Origin of the sequence: Rathayibacter sp. VKM Ac-2762, assembly GCF_009866585.1 — a bacterium.
Taxonomy (GTDB): Bacteria; Actinomycetota; Actinomycetes; order Actinomycetales; family Microbacteriaceae; genus Rathayibacter.
The window spans coordinates 75604-97213 of record NZ_CP047419.1; the positions used below are offsets into that span (position 1 = coordinate 75604).

Here is a 21610-nt window from a genome sequence, read left to right on the forward strand (position 1 = left end):
AGCACCCATGACGCTGTCCACTCCTCAGACCGCCTATGCCTCCGCCAAGCTCCAGGGCACCGGAGTGGGACGCGGGCTGGCCCTCGGGCCGGTCCTGCGCATGCCGGAGCCGCTGCCCGAGCCCGAGGACACCGCCAGCACCCGCAGCATCGCCCAGGAGGAGGAGCGCGCCGTCTCGTCGCTGTCCGCCACCGCCGCGACGATCCGCCACCGAGGCGAGCGGGCCGGCGGCTCGGCGAAGGACGTCCTCGACGCCCAGGCCCTGATGGCCGAGGACCCGTCCCTCGCGGACGACGTCAAGGCGCGGATCGCCGGGGGCAAGACCGCGGAGCGCGCCGTGCACGAGGCCTTCGCCGGCTTCCGCGACCTGCTCGTGGCGATGGGCGGCTACATGGCCGAGCGCGCGACCGACCTCGATGACGTCTCGCAGCGCGTCGTGGCGCACCTGCGCGGCGTCGCCGCTCCCGGCGTCCCCGAGTCGGACGAGCCGTTCGTGCTCGTCGCCCGCGACCTCGCTCCGGCCGACACGGCGCTGCTCGACCTCGAGAAGGTCCTCGGTCTGATCACCAGCGACGGAGGACCGACCTCGCACACGGCGATCCTCGCCCGGGAGAAGTCGATCACCGCCATCGTCGGCACCACCGGCGCCCTCGACCTGCGGGACGGCCAGCTCGTCATCCTCGACGCCACCTCCGGCGTCGTGACGGTGAACCCCTCGGACGCCGAGATCGGCGCCGCGAAGTCCTCGATCGCCGAGCGCGCCGAGATGCTCGCCGCACCGGTCGTCCCCGGCGCGCTGGCCGACGGCCACGCCGTGCCGCTGCTCGCGAACCTCGGCTCGGCCGACGGCGCTGCGAACGCGGTCGAGCTCGGCGCCGAGGGAGTGGGGCTGTTCCGCACCGAGTTCCTCTTCCTCGACGCGAAGGAGGCGCCCTCGGTCGCCGAGCAGGCGGAGCAGTACACGCGCCTGCTCGCCGCGTTCCCCGGCCGCAAGGTCGTCGTCCGCGCGCTCGACGCCGGCGCCGACAAGCCGCTGAGCTTCCTCAACGACGACCACGAGGAGAACCCGGCCCTCGGTCTCCGCGGACTGCGCGCCCTCCGCGCCAGCGAGCAGATCCTCCGCGACCAGCTCACCGCCCTCGCCCAGGCCGACGCCGCCACCGACGCCGACCTCTGGGTCATGGCGCCGATGGTCGCGACCGTGGACGAGACCCGCTACTTCACCTCGATGGCGCGGGAGCTCGGCATCCGCACCGCCGGAGTGATGGTGGAGGTGCCCTCCTCCGCCCTGCTCGCCGACCGCATCCTCGGAGTCGCGGACTTCGCCTCGATCGGCACCAACGACCTGACCCAGTACACGCTCGCCGCCGACCGCATGCTCGGCACGGTCTCGGCGTTCCAGGACCCGTGGCACCCGGCCGTGCTCCGCCTCGTCGGCGAGGTCGGCCGCGCGGGAGCGGCGCTGGGCAAGCCCGTCGGGATCTGCGGAGAAGCCGCCGCCGACCCGCTGCTCGCCGTGGTCCTCGTCGGCCTCGGCGCCACCACCCTCTCGATGTCGCCGTCGGCTCTCGCCGACGTCCGCGCCGAGCTGGCCGAGCACACCCTCGACGACGCCAAGCGGTACGCGGAGCTCGCTCTCGCCGCCGACAGCGCCGCCGACGCCCGTTCGGCGGTCACCGAGGCGATCGCCGCCTCCTGATCCCGGATCACCAGCCCCACCCCCCTGCACCACCCCGCCACTCGGGAGCCGGGACGCCTCAGGAGCGTCCCGCCCGCCCGCCCCTAGAAATCGGAGAACACACCACATGACAACGACGTCAGCGACGTCGACGCGCGGTGGAGCGCGCGTCCACGTCCAGCGCTTCGGCACCTTCCTCTCGGGAATGGTCATGCCGAACATCGCGGCCTTCATCGCCTGGGGCTTCATCACGGCCCTCTTCATCCAGACCGGATGGCTCCCCCTCCTCGGCATCGACGCCACCTGGGTCCAGCAGTTCGGCGGCTGGAGCACGGATCCCGACGTGGTCAACACCGGCCTCGTCGCCCCGATGATCACCTACCTCCTCCCGCTCCTCATCGCGAACACCGGCGGCCGCATGGTCTACGGCGCCCGCGGAGGCGTGGTCGGCACCATCGCGACCATGGGCGTCATCGTCGGCGCCGGCATCCCGATGTTCATCGGCGCCATGATCATGGGCCCGCTGTCGGCGTGGCTCATGAAGAAGGTCGACTCGATCTGGGACGGCAAGATCAAGCCCGGCTTCGAGATGCTGGTCAACAACTTCTCCGCCGGAATCCTCGGCCTCCTCCTCGCGCTCCTCGCCTTCGCGGGCGTCGCGCCGCTCGTGGTCGGTCTCTCGACCGCCCTCGGTGCGGGCGTGGAGTTCCTGGTCAACGCGGGCCTGCTCCCGCTGACCTCGCTCTTCATCGAGCCGGCGAAGATCCTCTTCCTGAACAACGCCATCAACCACGGCATCCTCACGCCGCTGGGCGTGCAGCAGGCGGAGGAGGCGGGCAAGTCCTACCTCTTCCTCCTCGAGGCCAACCCCGGCCCCGGCATGGGCGTGCTCCTGGCCTTCGCGTTCTTCGGCGTCGGCGCGGCCCGCGCCTCGGCTCCCGGCGCGGCGATCATCCACTTCATCGGCGGCATCCACGAGATCTACTTCCCGTACGTTCTGATGAAGCCGGCGCTCCTCGCGGCCGTCATCCTCGGCGGTGCGACCGGTGTCGCGACGAACGTCGCGTTCAACTCCGGCCTCCGCGCCCCCGCCTCGCCCGGCTCGATCATCGCGGTGCTCCTGCAGACCGCGAACGACAGCTTCCTCGGCGTCATCCTCTCGGTGATCCTCGCGACCGCCGTGTCGTTCCTGGTGGCCTCGGTCATCATCCGGTCCGGCCGCAAGCGCGACCTGGCCGCGGAGCAGGAGGGCGACGACAAGCTCGCCGCCGCCGTCGCCGCCAACGAGGCGAACAAGGGCAAGGAGAGCGCCGTCGGCTCGCTCATCAACGCCCGCGGCGCCAACGCTCCGCAGGACTCGGCCGGCGCCTCGACCGCGGGAGCCACGGCCACCGCGACCCAGGTCCGGAACATCGTCTTCGCCTGCGACGCCGGCATGGGCTCGTCCGCGATGGGCGCCTCTGTTTTGCGGAACAAGATGAAGAAGGCGGGCTTCGAGGACGTCACGGTCACCAACAAGGCGATCGCCGCTCTCGAGGACGACGTGGACCTGGTCATCACCCAGGCCGAGCTCACGGAGCGCGCCCGCCAGCGCACCCCGGGCGCCATCCACGTCTCCGTGGACAACTTCATGAACAGCCCGAAGTACGACGAGGTCGTCTCGCTGGTCGCGGAGCAGCACGGCAAGTAGTACGCCAACCATTCGGAGGGAACCCGTAGGGTGCGACAGAGCGGACACGCTCCGCTCGCCCCTGCGGGTTCCCTCGCTGTCAGCACCTCCACGGAAGGACGCACCCCATGAGCGACGTGCTCACCATCGGACAGATCGACGCCTCCGGCACCGCCACCACGAAGGAGGCCGCCATCAAGGAGGCCGCCGACATGCTGGTCGGCGTCGGCGCGGTCACCCCCGCCTACTACGAGGCCATGCTCGCCCGCGAGGCGACCGTCTCGACCTACATGGGCAACCTGCTCGCCATCCCGCACGGCACCAACGACGCGAAGGACGAGATCCGCTCCTCCGCCCTCTCTTTCGTGCGCTATGCGCAGCCGATCGACTGGGACGGCAACGAGGTGCGCTTCGTCGTCGGCATCGCCGGCGTCGACAACGAGCACCTCGAGATCCTCTCCAAGATCGCGATCATCTTCTCGGAGGAGGACGAGGTGCAGAAGCTCCTCGACGCCCCGGACGCGCAGTCGCTCTACAGCCTGCTGGGCGAGGTCAACTCCTGATGCCCACCGCCGTCCACTTCGGCGCCGGCAACATCGGCCGCGGCTTCGTCGGCCTGATCCTGCACGGCGCCGGCTACGAGCTCGTCTTCGCCGACGTCAACTCCGAGCTGATCGGCCGCCTCGCCGCCGCCGACAGCTACGAGGTGCACGAGGTGGGGGAGGAGGCGGCCACGCACGTCGTCGACCGCTTCCGGGCGATCGACTCGGCCGCCGACGAGGAGGCGCTCGTCCGCGAGATCGCCGCCGCCGACATCGTCACCACGGCCGTCGGCCCGAACATCCTGCGCTTCGTCGCCCCCGTGATCGCGAAGGGCCTCGCCGCCCGCGACGAGTCGGCGCCGCGGCTGGCGGTCATGGCCTGCGAGAACGCGATCAACGCCACGCGCCTCCTGCAGACCGAGGTCGCCGCGAACCTCGGCGCGGACGAGTGGGAGCGCCTGCGCACCCGCGCCGTCTTCGCCGACACCGCGGTGGACCGCATCGTCCCGAACCAGGACCCGGGCCAGGGCCTGGACGTGACGGTGGAGAGCTTCTTCGAGTGGGTCGTCGACCGCACTCCGTTCGAGGGCACCGAGCCGGAGATCCCGGGCGCGACCTGGGTCGACGACCTCGAGCCCTTCATCGAGCGGAAGCTCTTCACGGTGAACACCGGCCACGCGACGGCCGCCTACACCGGCTTCGCGGCCGGAGCGCACAAGCTCTCCGACGCGCTGGCGATGCCCGAGGTGCACGACGCGGTCAAGGCCGCGCTCGAGGACACCAAGGCGCTCATCGTGGCCAAGCACGGCTTCAGCGACGAGGAGCAGCAGGCCTACCTCGAGAAGACGCTGAAGCGCTTCGCGAACCCGTACCTGACCGACACGGTCGACCGGGTGGGACGCCAGCCGCTGCGGAAGCTGTCGCGGCACGAGCGCTTCATCGGACCGGCGGCCGAGCTCGCCGAGCGCGGGCGCACGCCGGAGGGCCTGCTCGCCGCGATCGGCGCCGCGCTGCGCTTCGACGTGCCCGAGGATCCCCAGAGCGTGGAGCTCCACGAGAAGCTGGCCGCGCTCACCCCGGAGGAGTTCGTGGCGGAGGTCACCGGCCTCACGGCCGAGCACCCGCTCTTCGACCGGGTCGTGGCGGTCGTCCGCGGCTAGTCCCGTGGCCGCACGGCGGTGAACGACGACGAGGTCCCCTGCTTCCCGCAGGGGACCTCGTCGTCGTCTGCGGCGGCTCGGGCGGAGCGCTAGAACAGCCGCCAGCGCGTGAGCGGCCAGGCCACGGCGAAGACGCGTCCGGTGACCCTGTCGATCGGCACGGTCTTCACGCACGAGTCGATCGGCCCGCCGGCGCCGCGGCACTCGCCGAGCGAGTCGTTGGAGTTCGACCGGTGGTCGCCCAGGACGAAGAGGGAGCCCTCGGGGACGGTGTACTCGTCGAAGCAGCGGAGGGACGCGGGGCTCGTCGTGCAGTCGAGGGTCCCGGGGGTGAAGGGGAAGTCCTCGAACACGTAGGACTCGTCCAGCGGCTTCCCGTCGACCAGCACATGCCCCTCGGCGTCGCAGCAGGAGACGGTGTGGCCCCCCTCGGCGATCAGCCTCTTGACGAGGAACTCCTCGTGGGAGGGGCCGATGCTGGTGACGTCGCCGAACGTCTTCACGATCTCGGAGAGGGGGCTGCCGGCCTCGTCGCTCGCGCCCCAGTCGGCGTCACGCGAGAAGACGACGATCTGGCCCTCCTCCGGCCCGCCCTGGAGGGCGAGGGTGCGGTCGACCAGGATGCGGTCGCCGAAGAATCCGCCGCCCTGGAGGGTGTTCTCCATCGAGCCGGTCGGCACCGTGTACACCTTCACGAAGAAGGTCTGCACCAGGGCGATGACCGCGATCGCCGCCAGGATCGTCACCACCGGGTGCGAGTACCAGCTCCGCCTCGCGGTCGCGGACCTCGTCGTGCGCGCCATGTGCTCTCCCTCCGGCTCGACGGAGCCAGCCTAGGCGGCGGCGGACGCGGGGCCGGGCAGGGGGCGCGCGTCGGGCGCGGAGGCGGAGGAGGGGGCGACACGCCCGAGGTGGCGGAGCGGCCGCGATTCGCGTAGTATCGACCCTTGGTGTTTTGCGCGTGCTCCGGCATGCCCGCGAACCCCGATCCGGGCTCTCGCCCGGTGGTGGCTCGTCGCGGAAACATTCGCACGACCAGTACACACACTACTTCCGAACGACAGTGAGGCTATGGCCAAAAAAGACGGTGTCATCGAAATCGAAGGTGCGGTTGTCGAGGCGCTCCCCAACGCGATGTTCCGCGTGGAGCTGACCAACGGACACAAAGTTCTCGCCCATATCTCGGGCAAGATGCGTCAGCACTACATCCGGATCCTCCCCGAGGACCGGGTGATCGTGGAGCTGAGCCCCTACGACCTGACCCGCGGCCGGATCGTCTACCGCTACAAGTAGACGTTCGCTCCGCTGACGTTCGCGACGTGCGTGTCCTGTAAGGAACGGCCCCGGCATCCGCCGGGAGCACGACGCCAGCGAAAACAAGGACAAGAACAATGAAGGTCAACCCCAGCGTCAAGCGCATCTGCGACCACTGCAAGATCATCCGCCGCCACGGCAACGTGATGGTCATCTGCAGCAGCAACCCCCGCCACAAGCAGCGCCAGGGCTAGTCCCGCTGCTTCCGCGAGGGAGCGCAGGGGCGGCGTGCCGCCCCCACTGCACAACTGAACACACCCGCAGCACCAGAAATCGCGCAGCACCCCGGCGACCCCGGGGTGGACGGCGAGGACACCTTCGGTCGGAGGCCGAGGCACCGGTGCTGCTTCACACCTCCACTCACTCACAGGAGAAGCCACAATGGCACGTCTGGCAGGAGTAGACATCCCGCGCGAGAAGCGCGTGGAGGTCGCACTGACCTACATCTACGGTGTCGGCCGCACTCGCGCGCTCAAGACCCTGAGCGACACCGGGATCGACGGCAACATCCGCGTCAAGGACCTCAGCGACGACCAGCTCGTCTCGCTCCGCGACTACATCGAGGGCAACTACAAGGTGGAGGGCGACCTCCGCCGCGAGGTCGCCGCCGACATCCGCCGCAAGGTCGAGATCGGCTCGTACGAGGGCCTCCGCCACCGTCGCGGCCTCCCGGTCCGTGGACAGCGCACCAAGACGAACGCGCGCACCCGCAAGGGACCCAAGCGCACCGTCGCCGGCAAGAAGAAGGCCGGCCGCAAGTAACGCGGGCGACACGGACCTAGAGGAGATACAGAATTGGCTACCCCCAAGTCGGCCGCGCGCAAGCCGCGCCGCAAGGAGAAGAAGAACATCGCTGTGGGCCAGGCCCACATCAAGTCGACGTTCAACAACACCATCGTCTCGATCACCGACCCCTCCGGGGCCGTCATCAGCTGGGCCTCGTCCGGTGGAGTCGGCTTCAAGGGCTCGCGCAAGTCGACGCCGTTCGCCGCCCAGCTCGCCGCCGAGTCGGCCGCGCGCCAGGCTCAGGAGCACGGCATGAAGAAGGTGGACGTCTTCGTGAAGGGCCCCGGCTCGGGTCGTGAGACCGCGATCCGCTCGCTCCAGGCCGCAGGCCTCGAGGTCGGCTCGATCAACGACGTCACCCCGCAGGCGCACAACGGCTGCCGCCCGCCCAAGCGTCGTCGCGTCTAAGCAGCACTCGCAGCCGTCGGCCGGCCGCACGAACCGCCTCCGGGCGGGGAGTGCGGCCGGCCGGCGGATCGCGCATTTCTTTCACAACTCCACACCTCGCAAACGCACGTGTCATATAGCGGACACGTGATCGAAAGGAATCATCAGTGCTTATCGCACAGCGTCCGACGCTCACCGAGGAGAACATCTCGGAGTTCCGTTCCCGCTTCGTAATCGAGCCCCTCGAGCCCGGCTTCGGCTACACGCTCGGCAACTCGCTGCGTCGCACCCTGCTGTCCTCCATCCCCGGCGCCGCTGTCACCAGCATCCGGATCGACGGAGTCCTGCACGAGTTCACGACCGTCCCGGGCGTCCGCGAGGACGTCACCGAGATCATCCTGAACATCAAGGGACTCGTCGTCTCCTCCGAGCACGACGAGCCGATCACCGCCTACCTGCGCAAGCAGGGAGCCGGCCAGGTCACCGCCGCGGACATCTCGGCTCCGGCCGGTGTCGAGATCCACAACCCGGAGCTCGTCATCGCCACGCTGAACGACAAGGCGAAGTTCGAGCTCGAGCTCACGATCGAGCGCGGCCGCGGCTACGTCTCGGCGACCCAGAACCGCAGCGAGTTCTCCGAGGCCGGCCAGATCCCGGTCGACTCGATCTACTCGCCCGTGCTGAAGGTCACCTACCGCGTCGAGGCCACCCGTGCCGGCGAGCGCACCGACTTCGACCGCCTGGTCGTGGACGTGGAGACGAAGGCCGCGATCTCGCCGCGCGACGCCATCGCCTCCGCCGGACGCACGCTGACCGAGCTGTTCGGTCTCGCCCGCGAGCTGAACAACGCGGCCGAGGGCATCGAGATCGGCCCCGCGCCGGTCGACGCGGTCCTCTCGACCGAGCTGTCCATGCCCATCGAGGACCTCGACCTCTCGGTGCGCAGCTACAACTGCCTCAAGCGCGAGGGCATCAACAACGTCAATGAGCTCGTCGCCCTCTCGGAGACGCAGCTCATGAACATCCGCAACTTCGGTCAGAAGTCGGTGGATGAGGTCAAGGAGAAGCTGACGGAGCTCGGCCTGTCGCTCAAGGACTCGGTCCCCGGGTTCGACGGCGCCCACTTCTACAGCTACGACGACGAGAGCATCTAGGTCCTCCGCTCCGGAGCCCCGGCTCCTCGCGTCCGACCTGCTGACACCCCTTTAGTACTGGAGTAAACCCATGCCCAAGCCCACCAAGGGCCCCCGCCTCGGAGGCGGACCCGCACACGAGCGCCTGCTGCTGGCGAACCTGGCCGCGGCCCTGTTCACGCACAAGAGCATCAAGACGACCGAGACTAAGGCCAAGCGCCTTCGTCCGCTCGCCGAGCGCCTGGTGACCTTCGCCAAGCGCGGCGACCTGCACGCCCGCCGTCGCGTCCTCGCGACGATCGGCGACAAGTCGGTCGTCCACGAGCTCTTCACCGAGATCGCTCCGCTCGTCGCCGAGCGCGAGGGCGGCTACACCCGCATCACCAAGATCGGCCCCCGCAAGGGAGACAACGCGCCCATGGCCGTGATCGAGCTCGTCCTCGAGCCCGTCACGCCCAAGGCGAAGAAGTCGCGCACCGCCACGGCGCCCGTGTCCGCTCCGGTGGACGAGGCCCCCGCCGAGGAGACCACTGCCGAGGAGACCCCCGTCGAGGAGGCGCCCGTGCAGGACGCTCCCGTCGAGGACGCCGCGCAGGACGCTCCTGTCGAGGAGACCGGCGCGACCAAGTAGTCACGCCCCCTCTGCCGAGAGCCCTCCGTCCCCTCCGGGGCGGGGGGCTCTCGTCGTTCCACGGGGCCGAGTGGCGCGAATCGTCGCTTACGATGGCACGGCTGCGCTCGTCGGGTGCGGCCGCGTCACGACCGGCGCTCCCGGGGTCCGCCCCGACGATCCTCGGAGGACTCCTGTGCGACTGCGCTCCTCGGCCGCTGCGGCGCTCCTCGCCCTGGCACTCGCGGCCGGTGTGAGCGGCTGCGCCTCCGGCGAGGTGATCGACGTGCCGGAGTCGGCGGGTCTCGCGAGCACGCCCCCGGTGCCGGCGCCCGCACCGACCGTGCCCTCCGTGCCGTCGAGCGAGGGTGTGGACTGCGCGACCGCTCTCCCCGCCTCCCTCGTCGAGCAGGAGGCCGGCCTGACGGCGGGCACCGTGTCGATCACCGCCGCGGGAGACACGTGCTCCTACGCCGTCGACGGCGAAGACCCGGTCGTCGTGCTGACGCTGCACCGCGGGCCCCTCGTCGAGACCTTCACCGGTGCGGGCGAGGCGCTCGGCGCCGTGCCGGTCTCACTGGGCACGGCCGCCTACTGGGTGCAGGGCATCGCCTCCGCTCCCTCCGAGCTGGCTGTGCTCGCAGGCGGCTGGGAGGCGCGGATCGTCTCCTCGGTCGGCGAGCAGTCGACGCTGGTCGGCTGGGCGGTCTCTGCCCTGGCGACCGTCGACGTCCCGCTCGCGGTCGCCTGAGCCGCGACCACGGCTCGCTCTAGACTCGTCTGATGCTCCACCGCGTCCGCCTCGACCTGGCCTACGACGGCTCGCACTTCTCCGGCTGGGCCAAGCAGCCCGGCCTCCGCACCGTGCAGGGGGTGCTCGAGGAGTCGCTCGCCCTGGTGCTGCGCTCCGAGCAGCACCCGACCGTGACGGTCGCCGGGCGCACCGACGTCGGCGTGCACGCCAGCGCCCAGGTCGCCCACGTCGACCTCACCCCCGAGCAGTGGGGCCGCATCAGCAGCGGCAGGCGCCGACCGGGGGAGGAGCCGTTCCCGCCCGCGTCGATCCTGGAGCGGCGGCTCCGCGGGATCCTCGGGCAGTACACCGACGTCTCGGTGCACCGGGTGACGGAGGCGCCGGAGGGGTTCGACGCGCGGTTCTCGGCGCGCTGGCGGCGGTACGAGTACCGGCTGGCCGACGCCTCCTCGATGCGCCACCCGCTCGACCGCACGAACACCACCTGGATCACCGACTCCCTCGACCTCGACGCGATGACGGCCGCGGCCCGCTCGCTCCTGGGCCTTCACGACTACGCGTCGTTCTGCCGTGCCCGCGCAGGGGCCACCACCATCCGGAGCCTGCTCGACTTCACCTGGGAGCGCGACGCCGACGGAGTCCTGCACGCCCACCTGCGCGCGGACGCCTTCTGCCACAGCATGGTGCGGGCCCTCGTGGGGGCGTGCGTGGCGGTCGGCGCCGGGAAGCTCGAGGCGGGGGCGGTCCCGCTGCTCCGGGACGCCGCCCGACGGACCAACGCGTTCGCGGTGATGCCGGCCCGCGGCCTCATCCTCCGCGAGGTCGACTACCCCGAGGACGACGCACTCGCCGAGCGGGCCCTGCTCACCCGGTCGAAGCGCACCGTGCGGACCGAGGGGCCGGACCCGGAGGACTCGGAGTGAGGCGAGGGCGCGCGACCGCGCCCCGCGACCCGTGGCGGCCCGGGTCGCACCTCCCGCCGCCGGAGCCCCTGCCGCCACGATCCGTGCTTGGCCGCACGGGGGCTTTGCTGTAATGTCGACCCTTGGTGTTTTCGGCCGTGTGCCGAGCGCCCGAAGTTGAGCCCTCCACCGGATCGGTTCGGCCCCTCGCGGGTCGAACGGCCACGGAGCGGGATCCACGAACACCTCACTCCGACCAGAAAGCAGCACTCACGTGACTCGCACTTTTTCTCCGAAGCCGGCTGACGTCCAGCACGACTGGATCGTCATCGACGCGTCCGACGTCGTGCTCGGACGTCTCGCCACCCACGCCGCGGCGCTCCTGCGCGGCAAGCACAAGGCCACCTTCGCGCCGCACATGGACATGGGCGACTTCGTCATCATCGTCAACGCGGAGAAGGTCGCCCTCACCGGCCAGAAGCTCCTCCAGAAGAAGGCCTACCGCCACTCCGGCTACCCGGGCGGCCTCTCGGCCACCACGTACGCCGAGCTCCTCGAGAAGAACCCGGTCCGCGCCGTCGAGAAGGCCATCCGCGGCATGCTCCCCAAGAACTCCCTCGGCCGCGCCCAGCTGCGCAAGCTGAAGGTCTACACGGGATCCGAGCACCCCCACGCGGCCCAGCAGCCGCAGGCGTACGCCTTCACCCAGGTCGCTCAGTAGGCTCCGGCCCTCCCCGACACCCCAGACTTCGAAGACAAAGGATCACCTACACCGTGGCGAAGATCGCAGACCAGATCGACGTGGCTCCCGAGAGCTACTCCACCGAAAGCCCGGCCACCGAGGCGTCCACGACGCCCCGCGCCGTCCTCAACGTCTCCGGCGCAGCCGTGGGCCGACGCAAGCAGGCCATCGCCCGCGTGCGCCTCGTCCCCGGCAACGGCGGCATGACCGTCAACGCCCGCGAGTTCGCGGAGTACTTCCCCAACAAGCTGCACCAGCAGCTGATCACCGACCCCTTCAAGGTGCTCGACCTGATCGGCTCCTACGACGTGGTCGCCAAGATCACCGGCGGCGGCCCCTCCGGTCAGGCCGGCGCGCTGCGCCTCGCCATCGCCCGTGCACTCAACGAGATCGACCGCGAGAACAACCGCGCGATCCTGAAGAAGGCGGGCTTCCTGACCCGCGACGCCCGCGTCATCGAGCGCAAGAAGGCCGGTCTCAAGAAGGCCCGCAAGGCGTCCCAGTTCTCGAAGCGCTAGTCGACGCGGCCTGACGGCCGCACGACCAGCAGCTCGAGAAGGGACTGCGCACCATGCCGCGCCTGTTCGGAACAGACGGCGTCCGTGGCCTCGCGAATCGCGAGGTCACGGCCGACCTGGCTCTCGGCCTCGCCCAGGCGGCCGCCCGTGTACTCGGAGCGGCCGCCCGGGCAGAGGGCCGTCGGCCCGTCGCCGTGCTCGCCCGCGACCCCCGCATCTCCGGTCAGTTCATCGGAGCCGCGGTCGCGGCGGGTCTCGCGAGCGCGGGAGTCGACGTGCTCGACGCCGGCGTCATCCCGACGCCCGCCACCGCCTACCTCATCGCCGACGAGAACGCCGACTTCGGCGTGATGATCTCGGCCTCGCACAACCCCGCCGCCGACAACGGCATCAAGTTCTTCGCCGCCGGCGGACGCAAGCTCCCGGACGAGCTCGAGAACCGCATCGAAGCGGCCCTCGGAGTCCCCCCGCTCACGCCGACCGGAGCCGACGTCGGCCGCATCACCCGCTTCTCCGACGCGGAGGACCGCTACGTCCTCTACCTGCTCGGATCCCTCGAGGGCACCCGTCTCGACGGCCTGCACGTGGTCATCGACTGCGCGCACGGCGCCGCCGCCGGCATCTCGCCCCAGGTGTTCACCGACGCCGGAGCGACCGTCACCGTCATCGGCAACGACCCCGACGGCCTCAACATCAACGACGGAGTGGGCTCCACCCACCTCGACAACGTCGCCGACGCCGTCCGCGCGGCCGGCGCCGACATCGGCATCGCCCACGACGGCGACGCCGACCGCTGCCTCGCGGTGGACGCCGAGGGCCGCATCGTCGACGGCGACCAGATCATGGCGATCCTCGCGACAGCCATGGCCCGCCGCGGCGCCCTCCGCGACGACGTCCTCGTGGCCACCGTCATGAGCAACCTCGGCCTCAAGCTCGCCATGCGCGACGCCGGCATCCGCGTGATCGAGACCGCGGTCGGCGACCGCTACGTCCTCGAGGCGATGAACGACGGCGGCTACTCGCTCGGCGGGGAGCAGTCCGGCCACGTCATCATGAGCCGCTACGCCACCACCGGCGACGGCGTGCTCACCGGCCTCCAGCTCGCGGCCGAGATGGCCCGGACCGGACGCACGATCGCCGACCTGGCCGCCGTCATGTCCGTCTTCCCGCAGACCCTCCTCAACGTGCGCGGCGTCGACCGCGAGGGCGTCCGCGACGACGAGGTCATCGCCTCCGCCGTCGCCGACGCCACCGCCGAGCTCGGCAGCGACGGCCGCGTGCTCCTGCGCCCCTCCGGCACGGAGCCGATGGTGCGCGTCATGGTCGAGGCGAAGACGCAGGAGACGGCCGACCGCCTCGCGGAATCGCTCGCCGCGGTCGTGCTCGAGCGGCTGCGTTCTTAAGGAGCCGCTCCCTGCGCGGCTCCTCGCGGTCGGCCTGGAGAGGTGGTCGCGATGGGTGGAGTGGGGTGCGTTCGCCGCGCGGGAATCGCTTGGCACGCGATTCCCACGACGGCTCGTGGGTTGGGCCGCTCCCTGCGCGGCTCCTCGCGGTCGGCCTGGAGAGGTGGTCGCGATGGGTGGAGCGGGTCGCGTTCGCCGCGGGTGAATCGCTTGGCACGCGATTCCCACGACGGCTGTGTTCGTTGCGGGGCCGCTCCCTGCGCGGCCCCTCGCGGTCGGCTTCGCGAGGTGGTTGCGATGGGTGGAGCGGGGCGCGTTCGCCGCGGGTGAATCGCTCGGCACGCGGCGGTGTTCGTAGCGGGCCGCTCCCTGCGCGGCCCTTCGCGGTCGGCTTCGCGAGGTGGTTGCGATGGGTGGAGCGGGGCGCGTTCGCCGCGGGTGAATCGCTTGGCACGCGATTCCCACGACGGCTGTGTTCGTTGAGGGGCCGCTCCCTGCGCGGCCCCTCGCGGTCGGCCTGGAGAGGTGGTCGCGATGGGTGGAGCGGGGTGCGTTCGCCGCGCGGGAATCGCTTGGCACGCGATTCCCACGACGGCTCGTGGGTTGGGCCGCTCCCTGCGCGGCTCCTCGCGGTCGGCTTGGCGAGGTGGTCGCGATGGGTGGAGCGGGTCGCGTTCGCCGCGCGGGAATCGCTGGGCACGCGGCTGTGTTCGTTGAGGGGCCGCTCCCTGCGCGGCCCCTCGCGGTCGGCTTGTCGAGGTGGTCGCGCTGGGTGGAGCGGGTCGCGTTCGCCGCGCGTGAATCGCTTGGCACGCGATTCCCGCCGACGGCTCGTGGGTGGTGCCGAGCCTGCACCGATCCTGCGGTGGAAGGGTTCGGTGAGGTCGGTGGCTGCGCGGTGTGCGCGGCGGCGAACAGCGACCGGGGGCGCGGTCAGATCTTGCGGAGGAGGACCGAGGAGACCGTGTGGTCGGCCTGCTTGCGGAGGACCAGGCTCGCGCGGGAGCGGGTGGGGCGCACGTTCTGCAGCAGGTTCGGCTCGTTGATCGCGGCCCAGATGCTCCGCGCTCGCTCGCGGGCCTCGTCCGGGCTGAGCGCCGCGTAGCGGTGGAAGTAGGAGTTCGGATTGGCGAACGCGCCCTGCTGCAGGGTGAGGAAGCGCTCCTCGTACCAGCGCGCGATGTCGCTGGTCCGGGCGTCGACGTAGACGGTGAAGTCGAACAGGTCGCTCACCGCCAGGCCGTGACCGGGCACCGGCGGCTGCAGCACGTTAAGGCCCTCGACGATCAGCACGTCCGGCCGCCGCACGACGATCTCGGCATCGGGAACGATGTCGTAGGAGAGGTGCGAGTAGAACGGCGCGCGCACCTCCGCGGCCCCGCCTTTCACCTCCGAGACGAAGCGCAGCAGCGCCCGCCGGTCGTACGACTCGGGGAAGCCCTTGCGGCTCATCAGACCGCGGCGCTCCAGCTCGCGGTTGGGCAGCAGGAAGCCGTCGGTGGTCACCAGCTCGACGCGGGGCGTGTCCTCCCAGCGGGCGAGCAGCTCCCGCAGCAGGCGCGCGATCGTCGACTTGCCCACCGCGACCGACCCCGCGACGCCGATCACGAACGGAGTCGGCTGCGCGCGCTCCCCGAGGAACGTGCTCGTCGCGCGGTGCAGGTGCCGCGCGCCACCGGCGTACAGGCTCAGCAGGCGCGAGAGCGGCAGGTAGACCTCCGCGACCTCGGTGAGGCTCAGCCGGTCGCCCAGCCCCCGCAGCTGCACGACCTCGGTCTCCGACAGCGGCAGCTCCGTGGTGCGGGCGAGCTCGGCCCAGTCGGAGCGGACGATCTCGACGAAGGGGGAGGGGTGCGCGTCGCGCGCGGGATCGCGAGGAGACGACGGCATGGGGACCGATCCTAGCGTCCGCCCCGCCGTGTGCCCGACGCCGCGGGAGGCGCCTCCGCGCCGCTTAGAATCGAGCGCATGTGTGGAATCGTTGGATACGTCGGTGAGCGCGACAGCCTGGCCGTGCTGCTCGGGGGCCTGAAGCGTCTGGAGTACCGCGGCTACGACTCGGCCGGCGTGGCCGTGATCGACGCCGACGGGCAGCTCGACAGCCGCAAGCGCTCGGGCAAGCTCAGCGTCCTCGTCGACGACCTCGAGGCGCACCCGCTGGCCGAGGGCACCACGGGCATCGGCCACACCCGCTGGGCGACGCACGGCGGCCCGACCGACCGCAACGCCCACCCCCACCTCGCGGACGAGGGCAGGCTCGCCGTCATCCACAACGGCATCATCGAGAACTTCCAGCCGCTCAAGGAGCAGCTCCTCGCCGAGGGCGCCGTCTTCGAGAGCGAGACCGACACCGAGGTCGCCGCGCACCTGATCGCCCGCGAGTACCGCCGCACCGGCGACCTCGTGCTCGCCTTCCAGGCCGTCGTCGCGCACCTCGAGGGCGCGTTCACCCTGCTCGCCCTGCACCAGGACCAGCCCGGCGTGGTCGTCGGGGCGCGCCGCAACTCGCCGCTCGTGATCGGCCTGGGCGACGGGGAGAACTTCCTCGGCTCCGACGTCGCGGCGTTCGTCGAGTTCACCCGCCGCGCGGTCGCCATCGGCCAGGACCAGATCGTCACGATCACCCCGGAGCTCGTCACGGTGACCGACTTCTTCGGCAACCCCGTCGAGACCGAGCCGTTCGAGATCGCCTGGGACGCGTCGGCGTCCGAGAAGGGCGGCTGGTCGAGCTTCATGGCGAAGGAGATCACCGAGGGCCCCGAGGCCGTCGCGAACACGCTCCGCGGCCGCATCCACGAGGGCGCGATCACGCTGCCCGAGCTCGACGCGCTCGGTCCGGTGCTGACGGAGATCGACCGCATCACGATCATCGCCTGCGGCACGGCCGCCTACTCGGGCATGGTCGCCAAGTACGCGATCGAGAAGTGGGCGCGCGTCCCCGTCGAGGTCGAGCTCAGCCACGAGTTCCGCTACCGCGACCCGGTGCTCACCCCGCGCACCCTCGTCGTCTCGATCAGCCAGTCCGGCGAGACGATGGACACGCTGATGGCGGTCAAGTACGCCCGCGAGCACGGCGCCAAGACGCTCTCGGTCTGCAACACCCAGGGCGCGACGATCCCGCGCGAGTCGGACGCCGTGCTCTACACGCACGCGGGCCCGGAGGTGGCGGTCGCCTCGACCAAGGCCTTCGTCGCCCAGATCGCGGCGCTCTACCTCTTCGGGCTGCACCTGGCCGCGGTGCGCGGTGCCGCCTCCACCGAGCTCGTCGCCTCGCAGGCGGCTCAGCTCGCCGCGATCCCGGAGAAGCTCTCCCGCGTGCTCGACGCCTCCGACGACATCGCCCAGCTGGCCGGCTGGATGGCCGACACCCGGGCGGTGCTGTTCCTCGGCCGCCACGTCGGCTACCCGGTGGCGCTCGAGGGCGCGCTGAAGCTCAAGGAGCTCGCCTACATCCACGCCGAGGGCTTCGCGGCGGGCGAGCTCAAGCACGGCCCGATCGCGCTGATCGAGCCGGGCCAGGTCGTGTTCGTGATCGTGCCGAGCCCGAGCGAGTCGTACGAGCTCCAGCGCAAGGTGATCTCGAACATCCAGGAGATCAAGGCCCGCGGCGCCCGCGTCATCGCGATCGCGGAGCAGGGCGATACGGCCGCGATCCAGATCGCCGACGAGGTCGTGCCGATCCCGCTCGCCGACCCGCTGTTCGAGCCGCTGCTCGCCGTCACCCCGCTGCAGATGTTCGCGATGGAGCTCGCCGCCGCCAAGGGCCTCGACGTCGACCAGCCGCGCAATCTCGCCAAGTCGGTCACGGTCGAGTGATCGAGCCGTGATCGTGGGGATCGGGGTGGACGTCGTGGACCTCGCGCGCTTCGAGCGCTCGCTGACGCGCACGCCCCGGCTCCGCGACCGGCTGTTCGCCGAGAGCGAACGCTCGCTCCCCGTCGCCTCGCTGGCGGGCCGCTTCGCCGCCAAGGAGGCGCTGATCAAGGCGCTCGGCGACTCCGTGGGCGCCCGCTGGCACGACATGGTCGTCGAGCGGGACGAGCACGGGAATCCGTCCTTCGCGCTGCACGGCCCGGCCCGGGCGGCCGCGGAGGCGCGCGGGATCACGCGCGTGCACCTCTCGATGACGCACGACGCGGGCGTGGCCTGCGCGTTCGTGGTGGCAGAGTCGTGAGCGTCCCCGCGTCGTACCGCGAGGCGGTGATCGACGTCGACGCGATGGCGGCGAACGCCGCGCGTCTGCGCGAGCTCACCGGCGCCCGCCGGCTGATGGCCGTCGTCAAGGCCAACGGCTACGGGCACGGCGCCCTGGCCGCGGCGCAGGCGGCGCTCGACGGCGGCGCGGACGCCCTCGGCACCGCGGAGCTGCGGGAGGCCGTGGCCCTGCGCGAGGCAGGCGTCGTCGCTCCGATCCTCTGCTGGCTGCACGACCCCGGCGAGGACTTCGACGCGGCGCTCGAGCACTCGATCGACGTCGCCGTCTCCTCGGTCGACCAGCTCGACACGCTCGCGCAGTCGGCGGAGGACCGCGGCGTGCGCGCGGCCGTGCAGCTCAAGGTCGACACGGGCCTCAGCCGCAACGGCGCCGCGGAGGAGGAGTGGCCGCACCTGGCGGAGTCGCTCGCCCGTCACAGCGCTCGCGGCACCGTCCACCTCACCGGGCTCTTCTCGCACCTGTCCAACACCTCGCGCGAGGACGACCTCGCCCAGCTCGCGCTCCTCCGCCGCGCCGAGGCCGTGCTGGCCGCGCACGGGGTGCAGGCGCCGGTCCTGCACCTCGCGGCGACGGCGGCGGCGCTGCGCCTCCCGGAGACACGCCTCGACATGGTGCGCAGCGGCATCGCCCTCTACGGACTCTCGCCGTTCGAGGACGAGACCTCGCTCCAGCTCGGGCTCGTCCCGGCGATGACGCTGCAGGGCCGCGTCGCCGGCGTCCGCCGGGTGCCCCACGGGACCGGCGTGAGCTACGACTACACCTGGCGGGCCGAGGGCGGGACGACCCTCGCGCTCGTGCCGTTCGGCTACGCGGACGGCATCCCGCGGAGCGCCTCCGGCGTCGCGGAGGTCTCGATCGGCGGCCGCCGCCACCGGATCGCCGGGCGGGTCGCGATGGACCAGTTCGTCGTCGACGTGGGGGATGCGAGCGTCGCGACGGGCGACCCGGTGACGCTCTGGGGCGACCCGACGACCGGCGTCCCCTCGGTCGACGAGTGGGCGCGGTGGTGCGGCACCATCAACTACGAGCTGGTCACCCGGCTCGGGCCGCGCGTCCAGCGGCGGCTGCTGAGCGCGGCGGACGGCCGTGCCTGAGCGCTCCTGGTTCGCGGACCGCGTCGTCGAGGTCGCCGATCCGGAGGCCATGGCGGAGCTCGGCCGCGAGCTCGGCCGAGTGCTGCGCGCCGGCGACCTGCTGGTGCTGACCGGGCCGCTCGGCGCGGGCAAGACGACCTTCACGCGCGGGCTCGGCGAGGGGCTCGGCGTGCGGGGTCCCGTGACGAGCCCCACCTTCGTGATCGCGCGGACGCACCCGCCGCTGCACGACGGGCCGCCGCTCGTGCACGTCGACGCCTACCGCGTGGGCTCGCCGGTCGAGCTCGACGACCTGGACCTCGATCCGGCGCGCTCGGTGGTCGTCGTGGAGTGGGGGGCCGGGATGCTGGACGGCGTCGCGGAGTCCTGGCTCGACGTGGTCATCGAGCGGCCGACCGCCGGCTCCGACGCCGAGGAGGGCGAGGAGCCGATCGAGCCGCGGACCGTCCGCTTCCGCGGCACCGGCTGGAGCTGAGCCCGCGGGTACCCTGGACGCGTGCTCCTCGCGATCGACACCTCCTCCGGAACCTCCGTCGCCGTCGTCGACTCCGCGGGCGCCGTGCGCTCGGAGCGCACCGAGACCGACACCATGCGCCACGCGGAGGTGGTCGGCCGGCTGATCCAGGAGGCGCTCGAGGCGGCCGACGTGGCTCCCGGGGGCATCGAGGCGGTCGCCGTGGGCATGGGCCCCGGCCCCTTCACCGGCCTCCGGGTCGGGATCGCCGCCGCCCGGGCCTTCGCGCTCGGCCGCGGTGTCCCCACCCTCCCCGTGGTCTCGCACGACGCGATCGCGCTCGCCGCGCTGCGGCACGGGCGCGCCGCGGGCTTCCTCGTCGTCACCGACGCCCGCCGCCGCGAGCTGTACTGGAGCGCCTACGACGGGCTCGACGACCAGGGCCTCCCCGTCCGTCTCGCCGGCCCGGGCCTGGACAAGCCGCCGGCCCTCCCGCATCCGGAGCTCCCGCGCCTGGAGGCCGAGACGGTCTCCGCCGGCGAGCTCGGAGTCGTGGCCGCCCGCCTGCGCGCTGCCGGTCGGCCCGGCGCCGAGGACGAGCCCCTCTACCTCCGCTCGCCCGACGTCACGCTGTCCGCCGGCCCCAAGCGGGTGACCGCATGAGCGAGGCCGTGCTCCGCGACGCGCAGGCGGACGACCTCGACGCCGTCATGGCGATCGAGGAGTCCGAGTTCGCCGGCGACGCCTGGTCGCGCGGGATGATGGCGGAGGAGATCCGGAGCCGTCACACCCGGTACCTGGTCGCCGAGCAGGACGGCGAGGTGGTCGGCTACGCCGGGCTCCTCTGCCCCGTCGGCGCCCACGAGGGCGACGTGCAGACGATCGCGGTCGTCGCCCGGGTCCGCCGCACCGGCCTCGGCCGCCGACTGCTGCGCGCGCTCCTCGAGGCGGCCCGCGAACGCGGCGCCCGCGAGGTCTTCCTCGAGGTCCGCGCCGACAACCCCGCCGCGCAGACCCTCTACCGCTCGGAGGGCTTCGAGGAGATCGGCGTCCGCCCCGCCTACTACCAGCCCGACGGAGTGGACGCGATCGTGATGCGCCGGCCGCCGACCCCGACCCAGGAGACCCCGTGAGCACCGGACCCCTCGTCCTCGGCATCGAGACCAGCTGCGACGAGACGGGGATCGGCATCGTCCGCGGCACGACGCTGCTCTCGAACACCATCGCCTCCTCGATGGAGGAGCACGCCCGCTACGGCGGCGTCGTGCCCGAGGTGGCCGCCCGGGCGCACCTGGAGGCTCTCGAGCCCGCCCTGCACGCGGCGCTCTCCGAGGCCGGTGTCGCGCTCGGCGACCTGGACGCGATCGCGGTCACCAGCGGACCGGGGCTCTCGGGCGCCCTCATGGTCGGCGTCGGAGCGGCGAAGGCGCTCGCCGTCTCGCTCGGCCTGCCGCTCTACGCCGTGAACCACCTCGTCGGCCACGTGGGAGCCGACGTCCTCCGTGCAGACGGCAGCGAGGGCAGCCCCGTCGAGGTGCCGACGATCGCGCTGCTGGTCTCGGGCGGGCACACCTCGCTCCTGCACGTGCGCGATCTGGTGTCGGACGTCGAGCTGCTCGGCGAGACCATCGACGACGCCGCCGGCGAGGCCTTCGACAAGGTGGCGCGCGTCCTGGGCCTGCCCTATCCGGGCGGACCGCAGATCGACCGGGTGGCGGCGGACGGGGACCCGAAGGCGATCCGCTTCCCCCGCGGGCTCAGCCTGCCGAAGGACCTCGAGCGCCACCGCTATGACTTCTCGTTCTCGGGGCTGAAGACCGCGGTCGCCCGCTGGGTCGAGAAGCGCCAGGACGCGGGGGAGGAGGTGCCCGTGGCCGACGTCGCGGCGAGCTTCCGCGAGGCGGTCGCCGACGTCCTGCTCACGAAGGCGCTCGCCGCCTGCCGCGACCGGGGCGTGCCGCGCCTCCTGCTCGGGGGCGGCGTGGTCGCGAACGCCCGGGTGCGCGCGCTGGCGGAGGAGCGGTGCGCGGCCGCGGGAGTGACCCTGCGGATCCCGGCGCTCTCGCTCTGCACCGACAACGGCGCGATGATCGCCGCACTGGCGGCGCAGCTGATCGAGGCGGGGCATCCGCCGTCGGGGCTCGGCTTCGGGGCCGACTCGACCCTCCCGGTCACCGAGATCCAGGTCCGCTGAGGCCTCTACCGGGCGGCGGCCGGGCCGCGCAAGCGCCGTCCAGCTTTTTGACAG

Annotated in this window: 24 protein-coding genes; 22 read left to right on the forward strand and 2 right to left on the reverse strand. The window is 71.8% G+C overall.

What is annotated here, in order from left to right; translation table 11 throughout:
- Positions 1 to 7 precede the first annotated feature (7 nt).
- The 4 genes from ptsP to GTU71_RS00435 all read left to right on the forward strand — a co-directional run bounded on the left by ptsP (position 8) and on the right by GTU71_RS00435 (position 5049).
- A complete protein-coding gene (gene ptsP, locus GTU71_RS00420) occupies positions 8 to 1699 on the forward strand; it encodes a phosphoenolpyruvate--protein phosphotransferase (RefSeq protein WP_104283233.1) in 1692 nt (563 codons plus the stop codon).
- A gap of 106 nt (positions 1700 to 1805) precedes the next feature.
- Positions 1806 to 3368, forward strand: coding sequence for a PTS mannitol transporter subunit IICB (locus tag GTU71_RS00425; protein ID WP_104224995.1), 1563 nt, complete (start codon positions 1806 to 1808; stop codon positions 3366 to 3368).
- 107 nt (positions 3369 to 3475) lie between these two features.
- A complete protein-coding gene (locus GTU71_RS00430) occupies positions 3476 to 3910 on the forward strand; it encodes a PTS sugar transporter subunit IIA (protein WP_104224996.1) in 435 nt (144 codons plus the stop codon).
- Positions 3910 to 5049 (forward strand): mannitol-1-phosphate 5-dehydrogenase, encoded by a 1140-nt coding sequence (locus GTU71_RS00435; protein WP_104317203.1) that lies wholly within the window; start codon positions 3910 to 3912, stop codon positions 5047 to 5049. The genes GTU71_RS00430 and GTU71_RS00435 overlap by 1 nt, the downstream gene beginning before the upstream one ends.
- An 89-nt stretch (positions 5050 to 5138) precedes the next feature.
- Here the strand turns inward: GTU71_RS00435 and lepB are convergent, their stop codons facing one another.
- Entirely contained in the window at positions 5139 to 5852 is a 714-nt protein-coding gene (gene lepB, locus GTU71_RS00440) for a signal peptidase I (RefSeq protein ID WP_104329788.1), read from the reverse strand.
- A 268-nt stretch (positions 5853 to 6120) separates the two neighbouring features.
- Here lepB and infA point away from each other — a divergent pair, with 268 nt between their 5' ends.
- The 11 genes from infA to glmM all read left to right on the forward strand — a co-directional run bounded on the left by infA (position 6121) and on the right by glmM (position 13598).
- Positions 6121 to 6342, forward strand: coding sequence for a translation initiation factor IF-1 (gene infA / locus GTU71_RS00445; protein WP_022883252.1), 222 nt, complete (start codon positions 6121 to 6123; stop codon positions 6340 to 6342).
- Between the two features lie 98 nt (positions 6343 to 6440).
- Complete coding sequence (gene rpmJ, locus GTU71_RS00450) at positions 6441 to 6557, forward strand: 50S ribosomal protein L36 (RefSeq protein ID WP_055787164.1); 117 nt, start codon at positions 6441 to 6443, stop codon at positions 6555 to 6557.
- 187 nt (positions 6558 to 6744) lie between these two features.
- Entirely contained in the window at positions 6745 to 7125 is a 381-nt protein-coding gene (gene rpsM / locus GTU71_RS00455; RefSeq protein ID WP_068251511.1) for a 30S ribosomal protein S13, read from the forward strand.
- Between the two features lie 33 nt (positions 7126 to 7158).
- The gene (gene rpsK / locus GTU71_RS00460; RefSeq protein ID WP_055787170.1) at positions 7159 to 7557 is read left to right on the forward strand and encodes a 30S ribosomal protein S11; all 399 of its coding nucleotides are present in this window, start codon (positions 7159 to 7161) and stop codon (positions 7555 to 7557) included.
- Between the two features lie 146 nt (positions 7558 to 7703).
- Positions 7704 to 8690 carry a DNA-directed RNA polymerase subunit alpha gene (locus GTU71_RS00465; protein WP_104224999.1) on the forward strand — a complete coding sequence of 329 codons (987 nt, stop codon included), beginning with the start codon at positions 7704 to 7706 and terminating at the stop codon, positions 8688 to 8690.
- Between the two features lie 70 nt (positions 8691 to 8760).
- On the forward strand, positions 8761 to 9300 hold the full coding sequence (rplQ, locus tag GTU71_RS00470; protein ID WP_104225000.1) for a 50S ribosomal protein L17: 540 nt from the start codon (positions 8761 to 8763) through the stop codon (positions 9298 to 9300).
- A gap of 175 nt (positions 9301 to 9475) precedes the next feature.
- Positions 9476 to 10030, forward strand: coding sequence for a hypothetical protein (locus GTU71_RS00475; RefSeq protein WP_159939079.1), 555 nt, complete (start codon positions 9476 to 9478; stop codon positions 10028 to 10030).
- A 32-nt stretch (positions 10031 to 10062) separates the two neighbouring features.
- Positions 10063 to 10956: a tRNA pseudouridine synthase A gene (locus GTU71_RS00480; protein ID WP_159939080.1), complete on the forward strand. Its 894-nt coding sequence runs from the start codon at positions 10063 to 10065 to the stop codon at positions 10954 to 10956.
- 253 nt (positions 10957 to 11209) lie between these two features.
- Positions 11210 to 11656: a 50S ribosomal protein L13 gene (gene rplM, locus GTU71_RS00485; RefSeq protein WP_104225003.1), complete on the forward strand. Its 447-nt coding sequence runs from the start codon at positions 11210 to 11212 to the stop codon at positions 11654 to 11656.
- Positions 11657 to 11709: 53 nt separating this feature from the next.
- Entirely contained in the window at positions 11710 to 12195 is a 486-nt protein-coding gene (gene rpsI / locus GTU71_RS00490; RefSeq protein ID WP_104225004.1) for a 30S ribosomal protein S9, read from the forward strand.
- 53 nt (positions 12196 to 12248) lie between these two features.
- On the forward strand, positions 12249 to 13598 hold the full coding sequence (gene glmM, locus GTU71_RS00495) for a phosphoglucosamine mutase (protein WP_159939081.1): 1350 nt from the start codon (positions 12249 to 12251) through the stop codon (positions 13596 to 13598).
- A 933-nt stretch (positions 13599 to 14531) separates the two neighbouring features.
- On the opposite strand, the gene coaA is transcribed toward glmM, so the two are convergent.
- Complete coding sequence (coaA, locus tag GTU71_RS00500) at positions 14532 to 15488, reverse strand: type I pantothenate kinase (RefSeq protein ID WP_104234153.1); 957 nt, start codon at positions 15486 to 15488, stop codon at positions 14532 to 14534.
- Between the two features lie 78 nt (positions 15489 to 15566).
- Here coaA and glmS point away from each other — a divergent pair, with 78 nt between their 5' ends.
- Genes glmS through tsaD form a run of 7 tightly spaced genes read left to right on the forward strand, consistent with a single transcriptional unit; the run spans position 15567 to position 21556 of the window.
- Positions 15567 to 17414 (forward strand): glutamine--fructose-6-phosphate transaminase (isomerizing), encoded by a 1848-nt coding sequence (glmS, locus tag GTU71_RS00505; RefSeq protein WP_104227413.1) that lies wholly within the window; start codon positions 15567 to 15569, stop codon positions 17412 to 17414.
- A gap of 7 nt (positions 17415 to 17421) precedes the next feature.
- Positions 17422 to 17772 carry a holo-ACP synthase gene (locus GTU71_RS00510; protein ID WP_104225009.1) on the forward strand — a complete coding sequence of 117 codons (351 nt, stop codon included), beginning with the start codon at positions 17422 to 17424 and terminating at the stop codon, positions 17770 to 17772.
- Positions 17769 to 18908 (forward strand): alanine racemase, encoded by a 1140-nt coding sequence (gene alr / locus GTU71_RS00515; RefSeq protein ID WP_159939082.1) that lies wholly within the window; start codon positions 17769 to 17771, stop codon positions 18906 to 18908. The genes GTU71_RS00510 and alr overlap by 4 nt, the downstream gene beginning before the upstream one ends.
- On the forward strand, positions 18901 to 19383 hold the full coding sequence (tsaE, locus tag GTU71_RS00520) for a tRNA (adenosine(37)-N6)-threonylcarbamoyltransferase complex ATPase subunit type 1 TsaE (protein WP_279631240.1): 483 nt from the start codon (positions 18901 to 18903) through the stop codon (positions 19381 to 19383). The genes alr and tsaE overlap by 8 nt, the downstream gene beginning before the upstream one ends.
- A 21-nt stretch (positions 19384 to 19404) precedes the next feature.
- On the forward strand, positions 19405 to 20025 hold the full coding sequence (tsaB, locus tag GTU71_RS00525; RefSeq protein WP_104227415.1) for a tRNA (adenosine(37)-N6)-threonylcarbamoyltransferase complex dimerization subunit type 1 TsaB: 621 nt from the start codon (positions 19405 to 19407) through the stop codon (positions 20023 to 20025).
- On the forward strand, positions 20022 to 20495 hold the full coding sequence (gene rimI / locus GTU71_RS00530; RefSeq protein WP_104314880.1) for a ribosomal protein S18-alanine N-acetyltransferase: 474 nt from the start codon (positions 20022 to 20024) through the stop codon (positions 20493 to 20495). Before tsaB ends, rimI begins: the two co-directional genes overlap by 4 nt.
- Entirely contained in the window at positions 20492 to 21556 is a 1065-nt protein-coding gene (tsaD, locus tag GTU71_RS00535) for a tRNA (adenosine(37)-N6)-threonylcarbamoyltransferase complex transferase subunit TsaD (RefSeq protein WP_104225013.1), read from the forward strand. The genes rimI and tsaD overlap by 4 nt, the downstream gene beginning before the upstream one ends.
- Positions 21557 to 21610 lie beyond the last annotated feature (54 nt).

Excerpts from the sequence above, each read along its gene's own strand:
- ptsP (WP_104283233.1), top strand. The coding sequence starts at position 8 with ATGACGCTGTCCACTCCTCAGACCGCCTATGCCTCCGCCAAGCTCCAG.
- GTU71_RS00425 (WP_104224995.1), top strand. The coding sequence starts at position 1,806 with ATGACAACGACGTCAGCGACGTCGACGCGCGGTGGAGCGCGCGTCCAC.
- GTU71_RS00430 (WP_104224996.1), top strand. The coding sequence starts at position 3,476 with ATGAGCGACGTGCTCACCATCGGACAGATCGACGCCTCCGGCACCGCC.
- GTU71_RS00435 (WP_104317203.1), top strand. The coding sequence starts at position 3,910 with ATGCCCACCGCCGTCCACTTCGGCGCCGGCAACATCGGCCGCGGCTTC.
- lepB (WP_104329788.1), bottom strand. The coding sequence starts at position 5,852 with ATGGCGCGCACGACGAGGTCCGCGACCGCGAGGCGGAGCTGGTACTCG.
- infA (WP_022883252.1), top strand. The coding sequence starts at position 6,121 with ATGGCCAAAAAAGACGGTGTCATCGAAATCGAAGGTGCGGTTGTCGAG.
- rpmJ (WP_055787164.1), top strand. The coding sequence starts at position 6,441 with ATGAAGGTCAACCCCAGCGTCAAGCGCATCTGCGACCACTGCAAGATC.
- rpsM (WP_068251511.1), top strand. The coding sequence starts at position 6,745 with ATGGCACGTCTGGCAGGAGTAGACATCCCGCGCGAGAAGCGCGTGGAG.
- rplQ (WP_104225000.1), top strand. The coding sequence starts at position 8,761 with ATGCCCAAGCCCACCAAGGGCCCCCGCCTCGGAGGCGGACCCGCACAC.
- GTU71_RS00480 (WP_159939080.1), top strand. The coding sequence starts at position 10,063 with ATGCTCCACCGCGTCCGCCTCGACCTGGCCTACGACGGCTCGCACTTC.
- glmM (WP_159939081.1), top strand. The coding sequence starts at position 12,249 with ATGCCGCGCCTGTTCGGAACAGACGGCGTCCGTGGCCTCGCGAATCGC.
- coaA (WP_104234153.1), bottom strand. The coding sequence starts at position 15,488 with ATGCCGTCGTCTCCTCGCGATCCCGCGCGCGACGCGCACCCCTCCCCC.
- glmS (WP_104227413.1), top strand. The coding sequence starts at position 15,567 with ATGTGTGGAATCGTTGGATACGTCGGTGAGCGCGACAGCCTGGCCGTG.
- rimI (WP_104314880.1), top strand. The coding sequence starts at position 20,022 with ATGAGCGAGGCCGTGCTCCGCGACGCGCAGGCGGACGACCTCGACGCC.